Annotated in this window: 18 protein-coding genes; all 18 read left to right on the forward strand. The window is 35.7% G+C overall.

Annotation, left to right across the window (positions count from 1 at the left end; all coding sequences use genetic code 11):
• Positions 1 to 125 precede the first annotated feature (125 nt).
• The 18 genes from MHH98_RS00255 (at position 126) to pth (ending at position 15195) form a co-directional block, all read left to right on the forward strand.
• Positions 126 to 1175: a 3D domain-containing protein gene (locus tag MHH98_RS00255; RefSeq protein WP_051448546.1), complete on the forward strand. Its 1050-nt coding sequence runs from the start codon at positions 126 to 128 to the stop codon at positions 1173 to 1175.
• A 179-nt stretch (positions 1176 to 1354) separates the two neighbouring features.
• Entirely contained in the window at positions 1355 to 1921 is a 567-nt protein-coding gene (rnmV, locus tag MHH98_RS00260) for a ribonuclease M5 (RefSeq protein WP_038179234.1), read from the forward strand.
• Entirely contained in the window at positions 1914 to 2795 is an 882-nt protein-coding gene (rsmA, locus tag MHH98_RS00265) for a 16S rRNA (adenine(1518)-N(6)/adenine(1519)-N(6))-dimethyltransferase RsmA (RefSeq protein WP_038179235.1), read from the forward strand. The genes rnmV and rsmA overlap by 8 nt, the downstream gene beginning before the upstream one ends.
• 157 nt (positions 2796 to 2952) lie before the next feature.
• On the forward strand, positions 2953 to 3216 hold the full coding sequence (veg, locus tag MHH98_RS00270; RefSeq protein WP_038179237.1) for a biofilm formation stimulator Veg: 264 nt from the start codon (positions 2953 to 2955) through the stop codon (positions 3214 to 3216).
• Between the two features lie 127 nt (positions 3217 to 3343).
• Positions 3344 to 3526, forward strand: a complete 183-nt coding sequence (locus MHH98_RS00275; RefSeq protein ID WP_340710448.1) for a small, acid-soluble spore protein, alpha/beta type — start codon at positions 3344 to 3346, stop codon at positions 3524 to 3526.
• A 239-nt stretch (positions 3527 to 3765) separates the two neighbouring features.
• Positions 3766 to 4632, forward strand: a complete 867-nt coding sequence (gene ispE, locus MHH98_RS00280) for a 4-(cytidine 5'-diphospho)-2-C-methyl-D-erythritol kinase (protein ID WP_038179241.1) — start codon at positions 3766 to 3768, stop codon at positions 4630 to 4632.
• Positions 4633 to 4688: 56 nt separating this feature from the next.
• On the forward strand, positions 4689 to 5501 hold the full coding sequence (purR, locus tag MHH98_RS00285) for a pur operon repressor (RefSeq protein ID WP_038179243.1): 813 nt from the start codon (positions 4689 to 4691) through the stop codon (positions 5499 to 5501).
• A gap of 17 nt (positions 5502 to 5518) precedes the next feature.
• Complete coding sequence (locus MHH98_RS00290) at positions 5519 to 5893, forward strand: RidA family protein (protein WP_038179245.1); 375 nt, start codon at positions 5519 to 5521, stop codon at positions 5891 to 5893.
• Positions 5894 to 6166: 273 nt separating this feature from the next.
• Positions 6167 to 6463, forward strand: a complete 297-nt coding sequence (spoVG, locus tag MHH98_RS00295) for a septation regulator SpoVG (RefSeq protein WP_038179247.1) — start codon at positions 6167 to 6169, stop codon at positions 6461 to 6463.
• 472 nt (positions 6464 to 6935) lie between these two features.
• A complete protein-coding gene (gene glmU, locus MHH98_RS00300; RefSeq protein WP_076035402.1) occupies positions 6936 to 8306 on the forward strand; it encodes a bifunctional UDP-N-acetylglucosamine diphosphorylase/glucosamine-1-phosphate N-acetyltransferase GlmU in 1371 nt (456 codons plus the stop codon).
• 22 nt (positions 8307 to 8328) lie between these two features.
• Positions 8329 to 9288: a ribose-phosphate diphosphokinase gene (locus MHH98_RS00305; protein ID WP_038179251.1), complete on the forward strand. Its 960-nt coding sequence runs from the start codon at positions 8329 to 8331 to the stop codon at positions 9286 to 9288.
• Between the two features lie 84 nt (positions 9289 to 9372).
• Positions 9373 to 9984 carry a 50S ribosomal protein L25/general stress protein Ctc gene (locus MHH98_RS00310; protein WP_038179254.1) on the forward strand — a complete coding sequence of 204 codons (612 nt, stop codon included), beginning with the start codon at positions 9373 to 9375 and terminating at the stop codon, positions 9982 to 9984.
• A gap of 231 nt (positions 9985 to 10215) precedes the next feature.
• Positions 10216 to 10362, forward strand: coding sequence for a teichoic acid D-Ala incorporation-associated protein DltX (gene dltX / locus MHH98_RS00315; protein WP_076035401.1), 147 nt, complete (start codon positions 10216 to 10218; stop codon positions 10360 to 10362).
• 17 nt (positions 10363 to 10379) lie between these two features.
• Complete coding sequence (gene dltA / locus MHH98_RS00320; protein WP_076035400.1) at positions 10380 to 11900, forward strand: D-alanine--poly(phosphoribitol) ligase subunit DltA; 1521 nt, start codon at positions 10380 to 10382, stop codon at positions 11898 to 11900.
• Complete coding sequence (gene dltB / locus MHH98_RS00325; RefSeq protein WP_038179258.1) at positions 11897 to 13066, forward strand: D-alanyl-lipoteichoic acid biosynthesis protein DltB; 1170 nt, start codon at positions 11897 to 11899, stop codon at positions 13064 to 13066. The genes dltA and dltB overlap by 4 nt, the downstream gene beginning before the upstream one ends.
• Positions 13067 to 13083: 17 nt before the next feature.
• Entirely contained in the window at positions 13084 to 13317 is a 234-nt protein-coding gene (gene dltC, locus MHH98_RS00330; RefSeq protein ID WP_038179260.1) for a D-alanine--poly(phosphoribitol) ligase subunit 2, read from the forward strand.
• Positions 13314 to 14489, forward strand: coding sequence for a D-alanyl-lipoteichoic acid biosynthesis protein DltD (gene dltD, locus MHH98_RS00335; RefSeq protein ID WP_038179262.1), 1176 nt, complete (start codon positions 13314 to 13316; stop codon positions 14487 to 14489). Before dltC ends, dltD begins: the two co-directional genes overlap by 4 nt.
• Before the next feature lie 148 nt (positions 14490 to 14637).
• Positions 14638 to 15195: an aminoacyl-tRNA hydrolase gene (gene pth, locus MHH98_RS00340; protein WP_038179264.1), complete on the forward strand. Its 558-nt coding sequence runs from the start codon at positions 14638 to 14640 to the stop codon at positions 15193 to 15195.
• Positions 15196 to 15204 lie beyond the last annotated feature (9 nt).

Raw genomic sequence — 15204 nt, forward strand, 5'->3', positions numbered from 1 at the left:
AAGGTCGCCTCCCTTACTTCGGATAGGAAAACTTGCCTGGTTGTCAAAATTAGGTAAAAACCTTAGGTGTTGACAGCTAAAAAGAAGGTCTATATAATCCAACGAGTGATAAGGAGGCGTTTTTCATGACAAAAAATTCCATGAAAAACCTGTTTTCAAGATCATTGAGGAATAAGCAAGCAGTGATGATGGTATTATCAATCGCACTAGTAATTGCTTTCGTAGCTTCGAATTTATTCGAAAGTACAAACACAGCCGTGGTAAACGGTGATTATCAAGAAGTTACAGCACAAAACAATATTGTTGGAGTTAAAACATCTGACAATGATAAAATACAAACCTCAGTGAATACGAATTTTAAAAATAATAATACAAATTCGTATGAACAGGCATTAAATTTAACCATCCAAGGTGATGGTAGCAACAAGATAGCAGGATCCACTTCGACTACGGTCGCTGACTTTTTAAAGCAACCAATAGTTGAGTCAGGCGAGATAGAACGCGCTCAACCAGACACTAAGGCGCTAGCTAAAACACCTAACACAACGGCTTTTGATGATGTTCGAGTACAAAAAGTCACCGATGTGGTGGAAGGCTCTAAAGGCTCCACAACTGACGTTAGCAACAAGAAAATTACACAAGTTAGCAAAGCCAAAACCTATAAAACTAAAGGTCGTCTTAATTTACGAAAAGGTGCAAGCACAAAATATAAAGTGCTTCTGACAATTCCAAAAGGTAAAAAAGTGACGTACAAAGGTAAAAAGGGCTCTTGGTATAAGGTGAAATATAAAAGTAAAACGGGTTATGTTTCATCAAAATATTTAACATCAATTAAAAAAGTTTCAAAATCTAAGACACCATCTCGTTCAGATGAGCCGTCTAGTGGTCGAACTATGTATGTAACAGCTACAGCTTACACTGCTTTTTGTAATGGTTGTTCGGGTAAAACAGCTACTGGTATCGACTTACGAAAGAATCCAAATTTAAAAGTAATTGCGGTTGATCCAAGGGTTATTAAATTAGGTTCTAAAGTTTGGGTAGAAGATTATGGTTATGCGGTTGCTGGGGATACTGGCGGCGCGATTAAAGGAAACAAAATCGATGTCTTTATTTCAAATAAGCAATCTGTTTATAATTGGGGACGCAAAAGAGTTAAAATAAAAGTATTAAACTAATACATCTCGTTTAACATATAGATATGAAAAGCTTTCCTTACAGTTGTAAGGAAAGCTTTTTTTATAGGGAGCAGTCATACTGATTGAAAACGAGCCTTCTTGCTTAAGCTACTGTACAATATAAGTAATATAGCAGTAAAATGGTCAAAGGACATTTTAGAAAAGAGGATAAAGTATCCGTGGAAATAAAAGAATTTATTGTGGTAGAAGGAAAAGACGATACAACAGCAATTAAACGAGCTGTTCATGCAGATACAATCGAAACGAACGGTTCTGCTATTTCAGAGGAAGTTCTACGACGAATTCAACATGCCCAAGTAAAACGAGGTGTCATTGTCTTTACGGATCCAGATTACCCAGGGAGACGTATTCGAGCTATTATTGAAGAAAGAGTGCCAGATGTAAAACATGCGTTTTTACCGAAAAAGAAAACAATTGCTAAAAACGGTAAAAGTCTTGGTATAGAACATGCAAAAGATGAAGATATCCGTTATGCCCTCTCAAACGTATATACACCTAGAGTGGCATCAGAGGATGTGCAGATTATCACATTAGATGATTTAATCGTAGCTCAGCTACTATCACATCCTAATGCGAAAGTACGTAGAGAACGTTTAGGTGAGTTATTAAATATAGGTTCAACAAACGGTAAACAATTGCACAAGCGATTACAAATGTTTCAAATAACTTTAGAGCAATTCGGTGAAGCGATTGCACAGATAAATCAGGAGGAACAAAATGCATAAAGATATTGCAACACCTTTACGCACGCAAGAGATTTTAAAGAAATATGGTTTTTCATTCAAAAAAAGTTTAGGGCAAAATTTTTTAATTGACCCTAATATTCTTCGTAACATAGTAAGTTATGCCGATTTAACAGAAGATAGTGTGGCGATTGAGGTTGGTCCAGGTATAGGTGCCTTAACGGAGCATTTAGCTCGCTCTGCAGGGCAAGTTGTATCATTTGAGATCGATCAACGTTTATTACCTGTTCTAGAAGACACATTAAGCCCATATGATAATGTAAAAGTTGTTCATTCGGATATTTTAAAAGCGAATGTAGCTGAGGAGTTAAGTTCGGAATTTGCGAAGTATAAAGACATCATGGTAGTTGCAAATTTACCTTATTATGTAACGACTCCTATTTTACTAAAATTATTAATGGAGAAATTACCTATACGCGGTATGGTAGTAATGATGCAAAAAGAAGTAGCAGATCGTATTTCTGCCAAACCTGGTACAAAAGCTTATGGCTCACTTTCAATAGCTATCCAATATTACATGAAGGCTGAAGTAGTGATGACTGTACCAAAAACTGTCTTCATGCCACAGCCAAATGTAGATTCAGCCGTTATTCGGCTAACTCGACATGCAGAGCCACCAGTGCATGTAATTGACGAAGAATTCTTATTTGAAGTATCAAGAAGTTCCTTTGCACAACGTCGTAAAACAATTTTAAATAACTTACAATCTCAGTTGCCAAGAGGTAAAGAAAAGAAAGAACAAATTCTAGCGGCACTAGCTGAATGTGGTATTGACCCAACGCGCCGAGGCGAAACTTTATCTATTATTGAGTTTGGTCAATTGGCAGATGCACTTTATCCTACCTTCCGTCAATAAACGTTTCTGTTACATTCTTAGCACACTCGTAAAAAAAATATAGATTTTCGAATAAAAAACAATTGACATCACTATGATGGATTGATAAAATAATTTATTTAACTTGACGAATTAAATGTCCTCGTGTATAATGGTTTATAGTGAGGTGTAAGCGAAAATGCCAAAAACTTTAGCCGACATTAAGAAGTCGTTAGATTGTCATTTGGGTAGACGTTTGCAATTAAAAGCAAACGGTGGTCGCAAGAAAACGGTTGAGCGCGCTGGAATATTACGTGAAACATATCGCGCAGTATTTGTAGTTGATCTTGATCAAGATGAAAACGCTTTTGAGCGAGTTTCTTACAGCTACACAGATATTTTAACAGAAGCAGTAGAGATTACATTTGACGATGACATCAAAGAATTGGTCATTGCCAAGTAAGTGCATTTATAATCGAATATTTTTTTCGGACACTTGTAACGTATTCTTTGCGTAAGAATATTTTATGAGTGTTTTTGTTTTTTTTTGAACATACTATAACTGTCAGTCATCTAAGGAGGAATTTCGAATGGCTAGAAAACGTATCATGTCGGATCGTTTGAAAGAAGAAATCGCAAAAGACCTTGGATTTTACGATGTAGTAGAGCGAGAAGGATGGGGCGGGATCAAATCACGAGATGCCGGTAATATGGTCAAAAGAGCAATCGAAATGGCACAACAGCAATTAGCTGATGAAGCAAAATCAAAGTAGATTGATGATTGTCCAAAATTGATGCACTGACAATTGGCTGCCTCACAGCTTGAGCTTTCAACTGTGAGGTAGCTTTTCGTTTTTAAAATAAAGAATTAACAGGTATAAAAATCTCACAAACGGTGAGGTTGAAGTTTATTTACAAAGGTCTTCCTGTGGTAGAATAATAATCAGTGAAAAAAGCACGAATAATAGAATCACTTTTTTGTATAAAAACCTGCTAGGAAGGGGGCAGCGTTATGCTTTACGTAAAAGCACCTGCCAAGATTAATTTAACACTAGATGTACTTTACAAACGTCCCGATGGTTATCATGAAGTAGAGATGATTATGACAACGGTTGATCTCGCTGATAGAGTCGGCCTTAGAAGTAGAAAAGATGGGCTTATTAAAATTCATTCGACAGATCGCTTTGTACCTGATGATCAAAGGAACCTAGCTTATCAAGCAGCTAAGTTATTAAAAGATACATACAACATAGATAAAGGTGTATCTATTACTATTGATAAACATATTCCAGTAGCAGCTGGACTAGCTGGAGGTAGTAGCGATGCTGCCGCAACTTTGAAAGGTTTAAATACATTATGGAATTTAAACCTAACTATGGATGAAATCGCAGAATTAGGAGCTAAAATTGGCTCCGACGTATCTTTTTGTGTTTACGGTGGCACTGCACTTGCAACAGGCCGAGGAGAGCGCATACAGGCAATTTCTGCGCCCCCAAGTTGCTGGGTAGTATTAGCTAAGCCGACGATTGGTGTCTCAACAGCGGCTGTTTATGGTGGTTTAAACATGGATGAGGTTGTCCATCCGAATACACATCAGATGATTCAAGCCATTGAAGAGGATGATTATGAATTACTTTGTGATACTGTCGGGAATGTACTAGAAACGGTTACATTAAAATTACATCCAGAAGTAGCAGTGATTAAAGAACAAATGAAACGTTTTGGAGCGGATGCCGTATTAATGAGTGGTAGCGGTCCAACGGTGTTTGGCCTCGTACAGAATGAGGCCCGTGTAAGTCGTATTTATAATGGATTAAGAGGCTTTTGTGATGAAGTATATGCAATTCGTATGCTTGGAGATCGCGATTCCCTTGATTAAATACGTATAATTGTGGTATTTTTTGTATAAATCATTCGTGTTCAGGAGAGGATTTCATGAAATGGAAGCGTAGCGAACGTCTTGTAGACATGACGCATTATTTATTGGAGCATCCACAGCAGTTGATCCCTCTTACATTTTTCGCAGAATTGTATCAATCGGCCAAATCTTCTATTAGTGAGGATTTATCGATTGTTAAAGATACATTTGAGGAAAGAGGGATTGGTCTTCTTGTGACTGTTCCAGGAGCTGCTGGGGGAGTAAAATATATTCCTAAAATGCCAGAAGAGGCTGTTAAAGAAGTTATGCAAGAGCTCTTAAAAGAGTTAAGTCATTCAGATCGACTATTGCCAGGTGGATACTTATTTATGACAGATTTACTCGGTAATCCCGAATTAATGAACCGCGTAGGAAAAGTATTTGCCTCGGCATTTTGCGATAAAGAAATTGATGTTATTATGACAGTAGCAACAAAAGGTATTTCAATTGCCCACGCTATTGCGAGACATTTGAATGTACCTGTAGTTGTAGTACGTCGTGATAACAAAGTAACAGAAGGCTCCACTGTAAGTATTAACTATGTATCTGGATCATCGCGTCGTATTCAAACGATGGTGCTATCAAAGCGTAGCATGCAAAGTGGCCAACGTGTACTTATTACCGACGACTTTATGAAAGTTGGCGGTACAATGAATGGCATGAAAAACTTGCTAGAGGAATTCGACTGTACACTAGCTGGTATTGCTGTGTTAGTAGAGGCTGAACATCTAGACGAGCGCTTAGTAGATGATTATTATTCACTTGTAAAATTAAAAGAAGTGAATGAAAAGGATCGTACAATTGCTTTAAGTGAGGGAAACTATTTTTAGAAGGGTGGAAATGAAAGATGGAAGTAGTAGCAACAAAAAATGCGCCAGCAGCAATTGGCCCATACGTACAAGGTATGATTTTAAATAATGTTTTTTATAGCTCAGGTCAAATTCCTTTAACACCAGCCGGAGAGTTTGTAGATGGCGACATCACTGAACAAACAAACCAAGTTTTTGAGAATCTAAAAGCAGTTCTTAAAGAAGCAGGCACTTCTTTAGAAAAAGTAGTTAAAACAACAGTGTTTATAGCGGATATGAATGACTTCGCAGCAATGAATGAAGTATATGCGGCGCAATTTGGTGAGCATAAACCTGCTCGTACAACTGTAGAAGTTGCACGTTTGCCAAAAGATGCAAAAGTAGAAATTGAAGTCATAGCAGTAATCGGCTAAGTAGAGAGTAGCTTTAAGAAAAGATGAAATATGAAAAGACTATCAATAAGCTTAAGCTTATTAGATAGTCTTTTTTGTATATAATCATTTTATTTGTAAAAACTGGATAGGATAAATAAGTAATTTAAAGACAATTAGTGACTAATACATAATAGGATTGTAAACATTCGAAATTTTTAAAAAATAAATAAGGAAAAAGAAGGAATCTATAAATTTACATAGAATAAAGTAGATAGAGTCATTTTGGCATCTTAGATGAGAGGTGGTGAGAGAATGGAAGTTACAGATGTAAGATTACGTCGTGTACAAACTGATGGACGTATGCGTGCCATTGCTTCCATCACACTTGACAACGAATTTGTAGTTCATGATATTCGCGTCATTGATGGTAACGCAGGGCTATTCGTAGCAATGCCTAGTAAGCGCACTCCAGACGGAGAATTTCGTGACATTGCACATCCGATTAATTCTGGAACTCGTACGAAAATTCAAGAAGCTGTACTTAAAGCTTATGAAGAGTCGAGTGATGAAGAAGCGACGGTTTATGAAGAACATCAGGAAATTCAATAATCCGCAAATTTAGAGCCCATTCATATAGAATGGGCTCTTTTTCGTGTATATTAAATTTTTTACGTTTGCTAGTTTAGTAAATAGAGAAATAGGAGTCTACAAACTACTTAGATAAGAAATAATTAATAGATTTTTATGCTGATAATACAATTATATAAAAATTTGTATTAAATCTTCGCATGTGAATATTCTTTATAGACTTAAAATCTATTTATTTATTAGTCATATATATAGTGTTAAAGAAACTAAATTAGAGGGATATTTGAATATTGCTATTTATTTATATGGGATAAACGCTTTAAAAGTAAGTTTTATTTTAAAAGTATAGTTACTGGAATTTTTTTATAAAAAAACAAAAGATTTTAATAATAAATTGTTTGTCATAGTTTTGTCAAGTGGGGAAGCCTTGAAAATTAACTAAATTTGCTTTATAGTCAAAAGAGAAAATCAGCTAAAATGGAGGACTTGCGAAATGACGAATGTTTATGCCGTTATACTGGCTGCTGGCCAAGGTACGCGTATGAAGTCCAAATTATATAAAGTTCTTCATCCGGTTTGTGGAAAACCAATGGTTGAGCATGTAGTTGATCATATTCAAACATTAGATGTTGAACGTATAGTAACGATCGTAGGTTATGGTGCTGAAAAGGTAAAGGAACAACTTGGTGAAAAAAGTGAGTATGTATTACAAGCGGAACAGCTTGGTACTGCACATGCCGTTCAACAGGTGGAACCGATCCTTGGAGATTTAGAAGGCACAACGATTGTAATTTGTGGGGATACACCTTTAATTCGCCCCGAAACAATGAAAGCGTTGTTCGAGCATCATGAATCTAATCATGCCAAAGCAACAATTTTAACTGCTATTGCTGAAGACCCTACTGGCTATGGTCGAATTCTTCGCTCTACAGATCAACAGGTTGCTCAAATTGTTGAACAAAAAGATGCAACTCCTGAACAACGACAAGTAAAAGAAATCAACACTGGCACATATTGCTTTGATAATAAAGCGTTATTTGCTGCGTTGAAACTTGTAAAAAATGATAATGCCCAAGGTGAATACTATTTACCGGATGTCATTGAAATTTTACAAAAACAAGGTGAAGTAGTTGCGGCATATGTAACTGAAAACTTTGCTGAAACGCTTGGTGTTAACGACCGCTTTGCTTTATCTCAAGCTGAAGAAACAATGCGTGCTAGAATTAACGAACAACATATGCGCAATGGGGTGACGATTATTAACCCTAGTAACACATATATAAGCGTTGATGCACAAATTGGTCGTGATACAGTCATCCAACCAGGTGTTATCATAGAAGGTGCTTCTAGCATTGGAGAAGATTGCATCATTGGTCCTAATAGTCATATTCAAAATAGCCGAATTGGAAATCGTACGACTGTCCATTCTTCTGTAGTACGTGAAAGCGTCATCGGTGAGGATACAGCTGTTGGTCCATTTGCACATATCCGACCAGATTCTGATTTGGGCGATCGTGTGAAGATTGGAAACTTCGTTGAAGTGAAGAAAACAAAAATAGACAATGGTAGTAAAGTGTCTCATTTATCGTACTTAGGAGACGCTGAAGTAGGTACTGAAGTCAATATAGGTTGCGGTACAATTACCGTCAATTATGATGGGAAAAACAAGTTTAAAACAGTGATTGAAGATAATGCTTTTGTGGGTTGTAACTCTAATTTAGTTGCACCCGTAACGGTAGGAAAAGGCTCATATGTAGCAGCTGGTTCGACAATTACAAAAGATATACCCGCTGACGCACTAGCAATTGCACGTTCTAGACAAGAAAATAAAGATAATTATGTTACCAAACTAAAATTAAAATAATTAAAATTACCAGGAGGCCATCATGCCGTATCAATATGCCAACTCAAAGTTAAAAATCTTTTCATTAAACTCGAATATACCTTTAGCTGAAGAAATTGCTAAAGAAGTAGGTGTCGAGCTAGGAAAATGCTCCGTTAAACATTTCAGTGATGGAGAAATTCAAATTAATATTGAGGAAAGTATTCGTGGTTGTGACGTATTTATCGTACAGTCTACTTCAGCTCCAGTAAACGAAAACTTAATGGAATTACTTATTATGGTAGATGCCGTGAAACGTGCTTCAGCGCGCACAGTAAACGTAGTATTACCTTACTATGGTTATGCTCGCCAAGATCGTAAAGCGCGTGCACGTGAACCGATTACGGCTAAATTAGTGGCTAACTTACTAGAAACTGCAGGAGCTACTCGTGCAATCGTTCTTGACTTGCATGCTCCACAAATTCAAGGCTTCTTCGACATCTTAATGGATCACTTAATCGGTGTACCGCTATTATCTGATCATTTCAAAGCAAAAGGTTTCAAATCAGAAGATGTTGTTATCGTATCACCAGACCATGGTGGTGTAACACGTGCTCGTAAAATGGCGGATCGCTTAAAAGCTCCAATAGCTATAATTGACAAACGTCGTCCACGTCCAAACGTTGCAGAAGTTATGAATATTGTTGGTAGTGTTGATGGTAAAGTAGCAATCTTAATCGATGATATTATTGATACGGCAGGTACAATTACAATCGGTGCTGACGCATTAGTTAAAGCAGGTGCTAAAGAAGTTTACGCTTGCTGTACACACCCTGTATTATCAGGTCCAGCTATTGAGCGCATTGATAACTCTGTTATTAAAGAATTAGTGATTACAAACTCTATTCAATTACCGGATGAGAAAAAATCACCTAAAATTAAACAACTATCTGTTGCAACTCTATTAGCTGATGCAATTGTAAGAATCTATGAGAACAAATCAGTAAGTACTTTATTTGATTAATAATGGTAAATGTTTGAATTCCTAGCTAACAGGGTACATATATTAATGTGACTATGTTAACTAGGAAGGGAGACATGTATCTATATGAGTACTGTAGTTCATGCAAAAAAGCGTAAGGTTGAAAATCATTCTGCACTAACTGAACTTCGACAAAGAGGTTTTGTACCAGCTGTGGTATATGGTTATAAAACAGAGGCAACTCCAATTACGATTAATGCAAGAGAGTATGAAAAAGCATTACGTTTAGATGGTAAAAATTCCATAGTAACATTAGAAATTGATGGTGAAAAATTAAACGCCGTATTAAATGAAGCTCAAAAATGTGCATTGAAGGGGACATTAGTTCACTTAGATTTTTTAGCAGTTAATATGTCAGATGCTTTAGAAGTGAGTGTACCAGTAAATCTTACTGGCGATTCATTAGGGGCAAAAGAGGGCGGCATTCTCCAACAGCCTAATCGTGAAGTAACAATTAAAGTTAAACCATCAGATATTCCTGAATCAATAGAGGTTGATATTTCAACGTTAGAGATTGGTGACACTTTAGCTGTTGGTGATATTCGTAGCACGTCAACATTCGAAATTCTAGATACGGATGACTTTCTTCTTGTTACGGTATCTGCGCCTACAGTTGAAACTGAATCAACAGAAGTTGATGAAAAAGCAACTTCTGAAGAGATTATCGGTGCAAGATAAAATAAATTTCAAAAAAAGGCTTACCATCTATAAATAAGGATGGTAAGCCTATTTCTTTACCCTAACTACTATTTATTTGAAAAAATGTAGTCTTTAGGTCTTCATGTTGTTGAAGGTAGGAACAACTTTTACTTCATTACGTCTAATGTAATGGTATTGACATGATATTGTAATAATAGATGAAATGGTGTATCGTAAATGATTAAATTGTAGAAATGTGAGGTAAATAGGATGGAGAAAGTAAGAAAGCTTTGGAATCATACTGTAACGTATGTGAGTATGCGGACGATTTATTACTTGGCGATTCTCATTTTACTCGTTCTCTTATATGGTTTTCAGGATATGAATGCCGGTCCATTCATATATACAGAATTTTAAAGTTAGGAGGGTTACCATTGAATATACTTTCGGCTATTCAAAATATAGCCTTAAATAATGAAGATTCTATTGCATTTCAAAATGGAGATGCGACATTAAGTTATGGAGATTTATGGAAACAGTCAGAATCATTAGCCGCGTATTTAACCACTTTAAATCTCCCGAAGAAAGCACCTATTATAGTATACGGTCATATGGCACCCATGATGGTTAGCTCCTTTTTAGGAGTCGTAAAATCAGGTCACCCATATATTCCAGTGGATGTATCAATTCCAAAAGAACGCATTCAAAAAATTATTAATTGCTCAGGTGCAGCATTTCTCATCGAAACAGAGAATCTAGAAAGAGATTCACTTCAGGAGTCATCAATTTCTTATATGTCTGAAGATCAATTAGCAAATATAGTTGCTAAACACTCCAATGGAACATCAACATCTACTTGGGTGAAAGAAAATGATAATTTTTATATTATTTATACATCTGGTAGTACAGGAAATCCTAAAGGTGTTCAAATTTCAGCTCAAAATTTAGAGAGCTTTGTTAATTGGATGCATGAAGATTTCCCGATAACAGAGGGCAAGGTATTTTTAAATCAAGCACCATTTTCATTTGATTTGTCAGTAATGGACCTTTACCCTGCACTAACGACGGGTGCTACATTATTCGCAATTACAAAAGAGATGATAGCAAATCCTAAGGTTTTGTTTGGGCAATTAGCACAGTCAAAAACAAATGTTTGGACATCCACTCCATCATTCGTACAAATGTGTTTAATGAATCCTGAATTTAATAGTGGGATGCTACCGTCGTTAAATACGTTCCTATTTTGCGGAGAAGTATTGCCGACAGAAGTTGCAAACAAGTTATTGAAATTGTTCCCGAACGCACGCATTTTCAATACATATGGACCAACAGAGGCAACTGTAGCTGTTTCAGCAATAGAAGTAACCGCTGAATTATTAGATGATCATATTTCTTTACCAATAGGTTATATAAAAGGTGATACTCAAATGCTTATTATAGATGAGGATGATCAAATTTTACCTGATGGTGAAAAAGGTGAAATGATTATTGTTGGACCAAGTGTTAGTAAGGGATATTTAGGAGAAGAAACATTAACTGAAAAAGTCTTTTTTGAATATAAAGGGCAACAAGCGTATCGTACAGGTGATGTCGGATATCAGAAAAAAGGCTTACATTTCTATAGTGGTCGTGCAGATTTCCAAGTCAAGGTTCATGGCTATAGAATGGAAATCGAAGAAATAGAAAACCATTTATTACAATGCCAGTATGTAGATTCATGTGTAGTTGTACCGATTTATAAAAATGAGGCTATTGATTTTTTAGCAGCATATATCGTGCCTAAAGAACACGCTTTTGAAAAAGAATATCAATTATCAAGCGCTATAAAAAAGGAACTAGCAAAAGGTTTGCCAGCATATATGATTCCAAGAAAATTTAATTACTGTGATCAGTTACCTATGACATCCAATGGTAAAATAAATAGAAAACAATTAGTAGCTGAGGTTATGGTATGATTCCATATGGCTCGTTTATATTTTTCTTTTTAATTGGCATTTTACTTTTACCTACTATTATTCTTGGATTGTTAGGTAAATCATCAAAAATTTATAATATGCTTGTATCTATTGTTATATTGGCCGTCATCTTCGGGAATTCGAAAACCGGTGCAATATCTATTATTTTGTTTACGATTTTTCAAATTGTTTTAATTAAAGGTTATCATCATTACAGAAAAGAACGTAATAATACAGTTGTATTTTGTACGATGGTTGTATTATCAATATTGCCATTAGTGCTTGTGAAAGTACTACCGTTACTCGGTTTGAATCATGTATTTGGATTCCTTGGTGTTTCTTATATTACATTTAAGTCCGTACAGATAGTTATTGAAACACGTGACGGCTTGATGAAGAAGCAGACACTACCAGTTGGTGAACTTATTTACTTCCTACTATTTTTCCCGACTGTCTCATCTGGTCCAATTGATCGTTGGAGAAGGTTTGAGAAGGATGTTAATAAGACTTTTTCAAAAGAGGAGTATAAAGAACTTTTATATTTAGGCATTAATAGTATTTTCCGAGGGTTCTTATACAAATTTATTTTAGCATTTTTAATTTACAACAAAATTCTTGTGTATTTACCAGATCACGCAACTTATATTCATTCACCATTTTGGTCTAACGTAGCATATATGTATGTTTACAGCCTTTATCTATTTTTTGACTTTGCAGGTTATAGTGCCTTTGCTATAGGGGTCAGCTACTTAATGGGAGTTAAAACACCAGAAAACTTCAACATGCCATTCATTAGTAAAAATATTAAAGACTTTTGGAATCGTTGGCATATGAGTCTATCATTCTGGTTTAGAGACTATGTATATATGCGATTTGTATTTTGGATGACAAAGAAAAAGTGGATTAAAAATCGCTATACGGTTTCTAATATTGGTTATTTTCTATTATTCTTCATCATGGGTGTTTGGCATGGGTTAGAATGGCATTTTGTTATTTATGGCTTGTATCATGCAGCACTTATTGTGGGATATGATTTCTTCGATCGGTGGAATCGAAAACATAAACTATGGCCAAAAAATAAATGGACACATGTTGTATCTGTGTTTATAACATTTAACTTTATTTGCTTTGGATTTTATATTTTCTCTGGACAACTATTTAAATAATAAGGAGTTAGATTAAGATGGAAAAACAAAAAGTATATGAATTATTAGCAGAGGTATGTCAGGAAGATGTAGTTGTAGAGCAACCTGATATTGATTTATTTGAAGAAGGTTTACTAGATTCGTTTGGCATTATTACGTTTCTAGTAGAAGTAGAAGAAAAATTTGGTATTTCAGTATCGATTACAGAGTTTACGCGCGAGGAGTGGAATACACCGAATCGTATCGCAGAGCAGTTAGCTGAGCGTGTATGAGAAAGTATGCCTTCTTACCGCTCATCATTGCGGTAATTCTGTTTTTAGTATTTTTATTTATACCAAATAAATGGCTTGGTTTTTTAATCTCAGATAAAGATGTAGAACATTCCAAAACAGCTCTGAATCCATTAATGTTCCAAGGGGAGTATTTCCAAAATCGTTTACTACAAGAGCCGAATATGTTCCCAATCTATGGCTCATCTGAGTTAAATCGCTTTGATCCATTCCATCCATATAACTATTTTAAAGCCAATGACGAAGGCTTTACGACGTATTTACATGGCCGTGGGGGTACGCAATCCATTCATCATTTTTTGAATTTTGCAGAGCAAGAAGGGAATTTGAAAAATAAGAAATTGGTATTTATTATTTCACCGCAATGGTTTACAGAAACAGGTGTTGATGATTTCCATTTCTCACCTAACTATTCAATGTTGCAGTCTTACGATTTAGCGTTGAATAATAAGATGGATCCTCAGTTGAAGAAAAAAGCAATGGAGCGTCTTTTGCAGTTTGATAGTGTACAAAGAGACTTTGTTTTATCAACAATTTATGAAAATGAAGTAACAGATGGTGTCAAGTACCCAATAAAAGCAGCTTTAGCAAAACCAGTAGCTTTAATAAATAAAAAGTTAATGGAGAAAAAAGATTTGTATTACTCCATCATGGCAGAACCGCTTGAAAAACTACATGCAAATCCAGAAATGGTTGCTGGAAAATCTTTTGAGCAGTTGAAGAAGCATGCAGATGAATATGGTAGTCAGCGAATTACAACAAATGATTTATCTATTAACGATAAATATTATAAAAAGAAGATAGAGTTCAAGTTAGATGAACTCAAAGACTTCCGTAAACACGAAAGCTACACAGAGTCACCTGAGTATGAAGATTTTCAAATGGTCTTAGATGTACTAAAGGATGCGGGTGCTAAACCAATGTTCGTATCTATTCCTGTGAATGGAAAATGGTACGATTATGCAGGGTTCCCAAAAGAACGTCGAGAAGAATATTATGCGAAGATTAATAAGCAGGTGCAAAATGCTGGTTTCCCACTTGTTGATTTTACTGGTTACGAGTACGAGCCGCATTTTATTAGTGATACAATTCATATTTCATGGAAAGGTTGGGTATATCTCGACCGGGAAATGGCCGATTATTGGAAACAATAGCTATATAGAAAAAATCGTTTTATCATTTTATGATAGAGCGTTTTTTTTTAGGAAAAAGTCGAAAAACCACTAATAATTGCATTTTTTCATAATTTCCAACGGTATGTGATAAAATAGCATGGATTAGGCAGAAAAGGAAGATGCTATTATGAAACTAATAATTGGTCTCGGCAATCCGGGCAAAACATATGAACATACACATCACAATGTCGGTTTTGATACCATCGACATATTAGCAGCAAAATGGGGCGTATCATTAAATCAATCAAAATTTAATGGTATGTACGGCACTATTCACCGCCCAGAAGGCAAAGTAATGCTATTGAAGCCACTTACGTATATGAATATTTCTGGTGAATGTGTAGGTCCAATCATGGATTATTTTGATATCGATATCGAGGATATCATTGTTATTTATGATGATTTAGATTTGGATAAAGGAAAATTACGCTTGCGTCAAAAAGGTAGTGCTGGCGGACACAACGGTATAAAATCATTAATCCAGCATTTAGGTACTCAAAACTTTAACCGTATTCGTATTGGCATTAGCCGCCCACCTGCTGGTATGAAGGTCTCTGATTATGTTCTTGCAAGGTTTTCGAAGGAAGATCAACCTATAATGCAGGATGCTTTTGAAAAAGCAGCGGATGCTTGTGAGTATGCACTGGACAAGCCATTTATAGATGTTATGAATCAATTTAATTAATGATTGAGC

Source organism: Viridibacillus sp. FSL H8-0110, from assembly GCF_038003565.1.
Lineage (GTDB): Bacteria > Bacillota > Bacilli > Bacillales_A > Planococcaceae > Viridibacillus > Viridibacillus arenosi.

What these genes read in the sequence shown, in the direction of transcription:
- MHH98_RS00255 (WP_051448546.1), top strand. Translation starts at nt 126, where the DNA reads ATGACAAAAAATTCCATGAAAAACCTGTTTTCAAGATCATTGAGGAAT.
- rsmA (WP_038179235.1), top strand. Translation starts at nt 1,914, where the DNA reads ATGCATAAAGATATTGCAACACCTTTACGCACGCAAGAGATTTTAAAG.
- veg (WP_038179237.1), top strand. Translation starts at nt 2,953, where the DNA reads ATGCCAAAAACTTTAGCCGACATTAAGAAGTCGTTAGATTGTCATTTG.
- MHH98_RS00275 (WP_340710448.1), top strand. Translation starts at nt 3,344, where the DNA reads ATGGCTAGAAAACGTATCATGTCGGATCGTTTGAAAGAAGAAATCGCA.
- ispE (WP_038179241.1), top strand. Translation starts at nt 3,766, where the DNA reads ATGCTTTACGTAAAAGCACCTGCCAAGATTAATTTAACACTAGATGTA.
- purR (WP_038179243.1), top strand. Translation starts at nt 4,689, where the DNA reads ATGAAATGGAAGCGTAGCGAACGTCTTGTAGACATGACGCATTATTTA.
- MHH98_RS00290 (WP_038179245.1), top strand. Translation starts at nt 5,519, where the DNA reads ATGGAAGTAGTAGCAACAAAAAATGCGCCAGCAGCAATTGGCCCATAC.
- spoVG (WP_038179247.1), top strand. Translation starts at nt 6,167, where the DNA reads ATGGAAGTTACAGATGTAAGATTACGTCGTGTACAAACTGATGGACGT.
- glmU (WP_076035402.1), top strand. Translation starts at nt 6,936, where the DNA reads ATGACGAATGTTTATGCCGTTATACTGGCTGCTGGCCAAGGTACGCGT.
- MHH98_RS00305 (WP_038179251.1), top strand. Translation starts at nt 8,329, where the DNA reads ATGCCGTATCAATATGCCAACTCAAAGTTAAAAATCTTTTCATTAAAC.
- MHH98_RS00310 (WP_038179254.1), top strand. Translation starts at nt 9,373, where the DNA reads ATGAGTACTGTAGTTCATGCAAAAAAGCGTAAGGTTGAAAATCATTCT.
- dltX (WP_076035401.1), top strand. Translation starts at nt 10,216, where the DNA reads ATGGAGAAAGTAAGAAAGCTTTGGAATCATACTGTAACGTATGTGAGT.
- dltB (WP_038179258.1), top strand. Translation starts at nt 11,897, where the DNA reads ATGATTCCATATGGCTCGTTTATATTTTTCTTTTTAATTGGCATTTTA.
- dltC (WP_038179260.1), top strand. Translation starts at nt 13,084, where the DNA reads ATGGAAAAACAAAAAGTATATGAATTATTAGCAGAGGTATGTCAGGAA.
- dltD (WP_038179262.1), top strand. Translation starts at nt 13,314, where the DNA reads ATGAGAAAGTATGCCTTCTTACCGCTCATCATTGCGGTAATTCTGTTT.
- pth (WP_038179264.1), top strand. Translation starts at nt 14,638, where the DNA reads ATGAAACTAATAATTGGTCTCGGCAATCCGGGCAAAACATATGAACAT.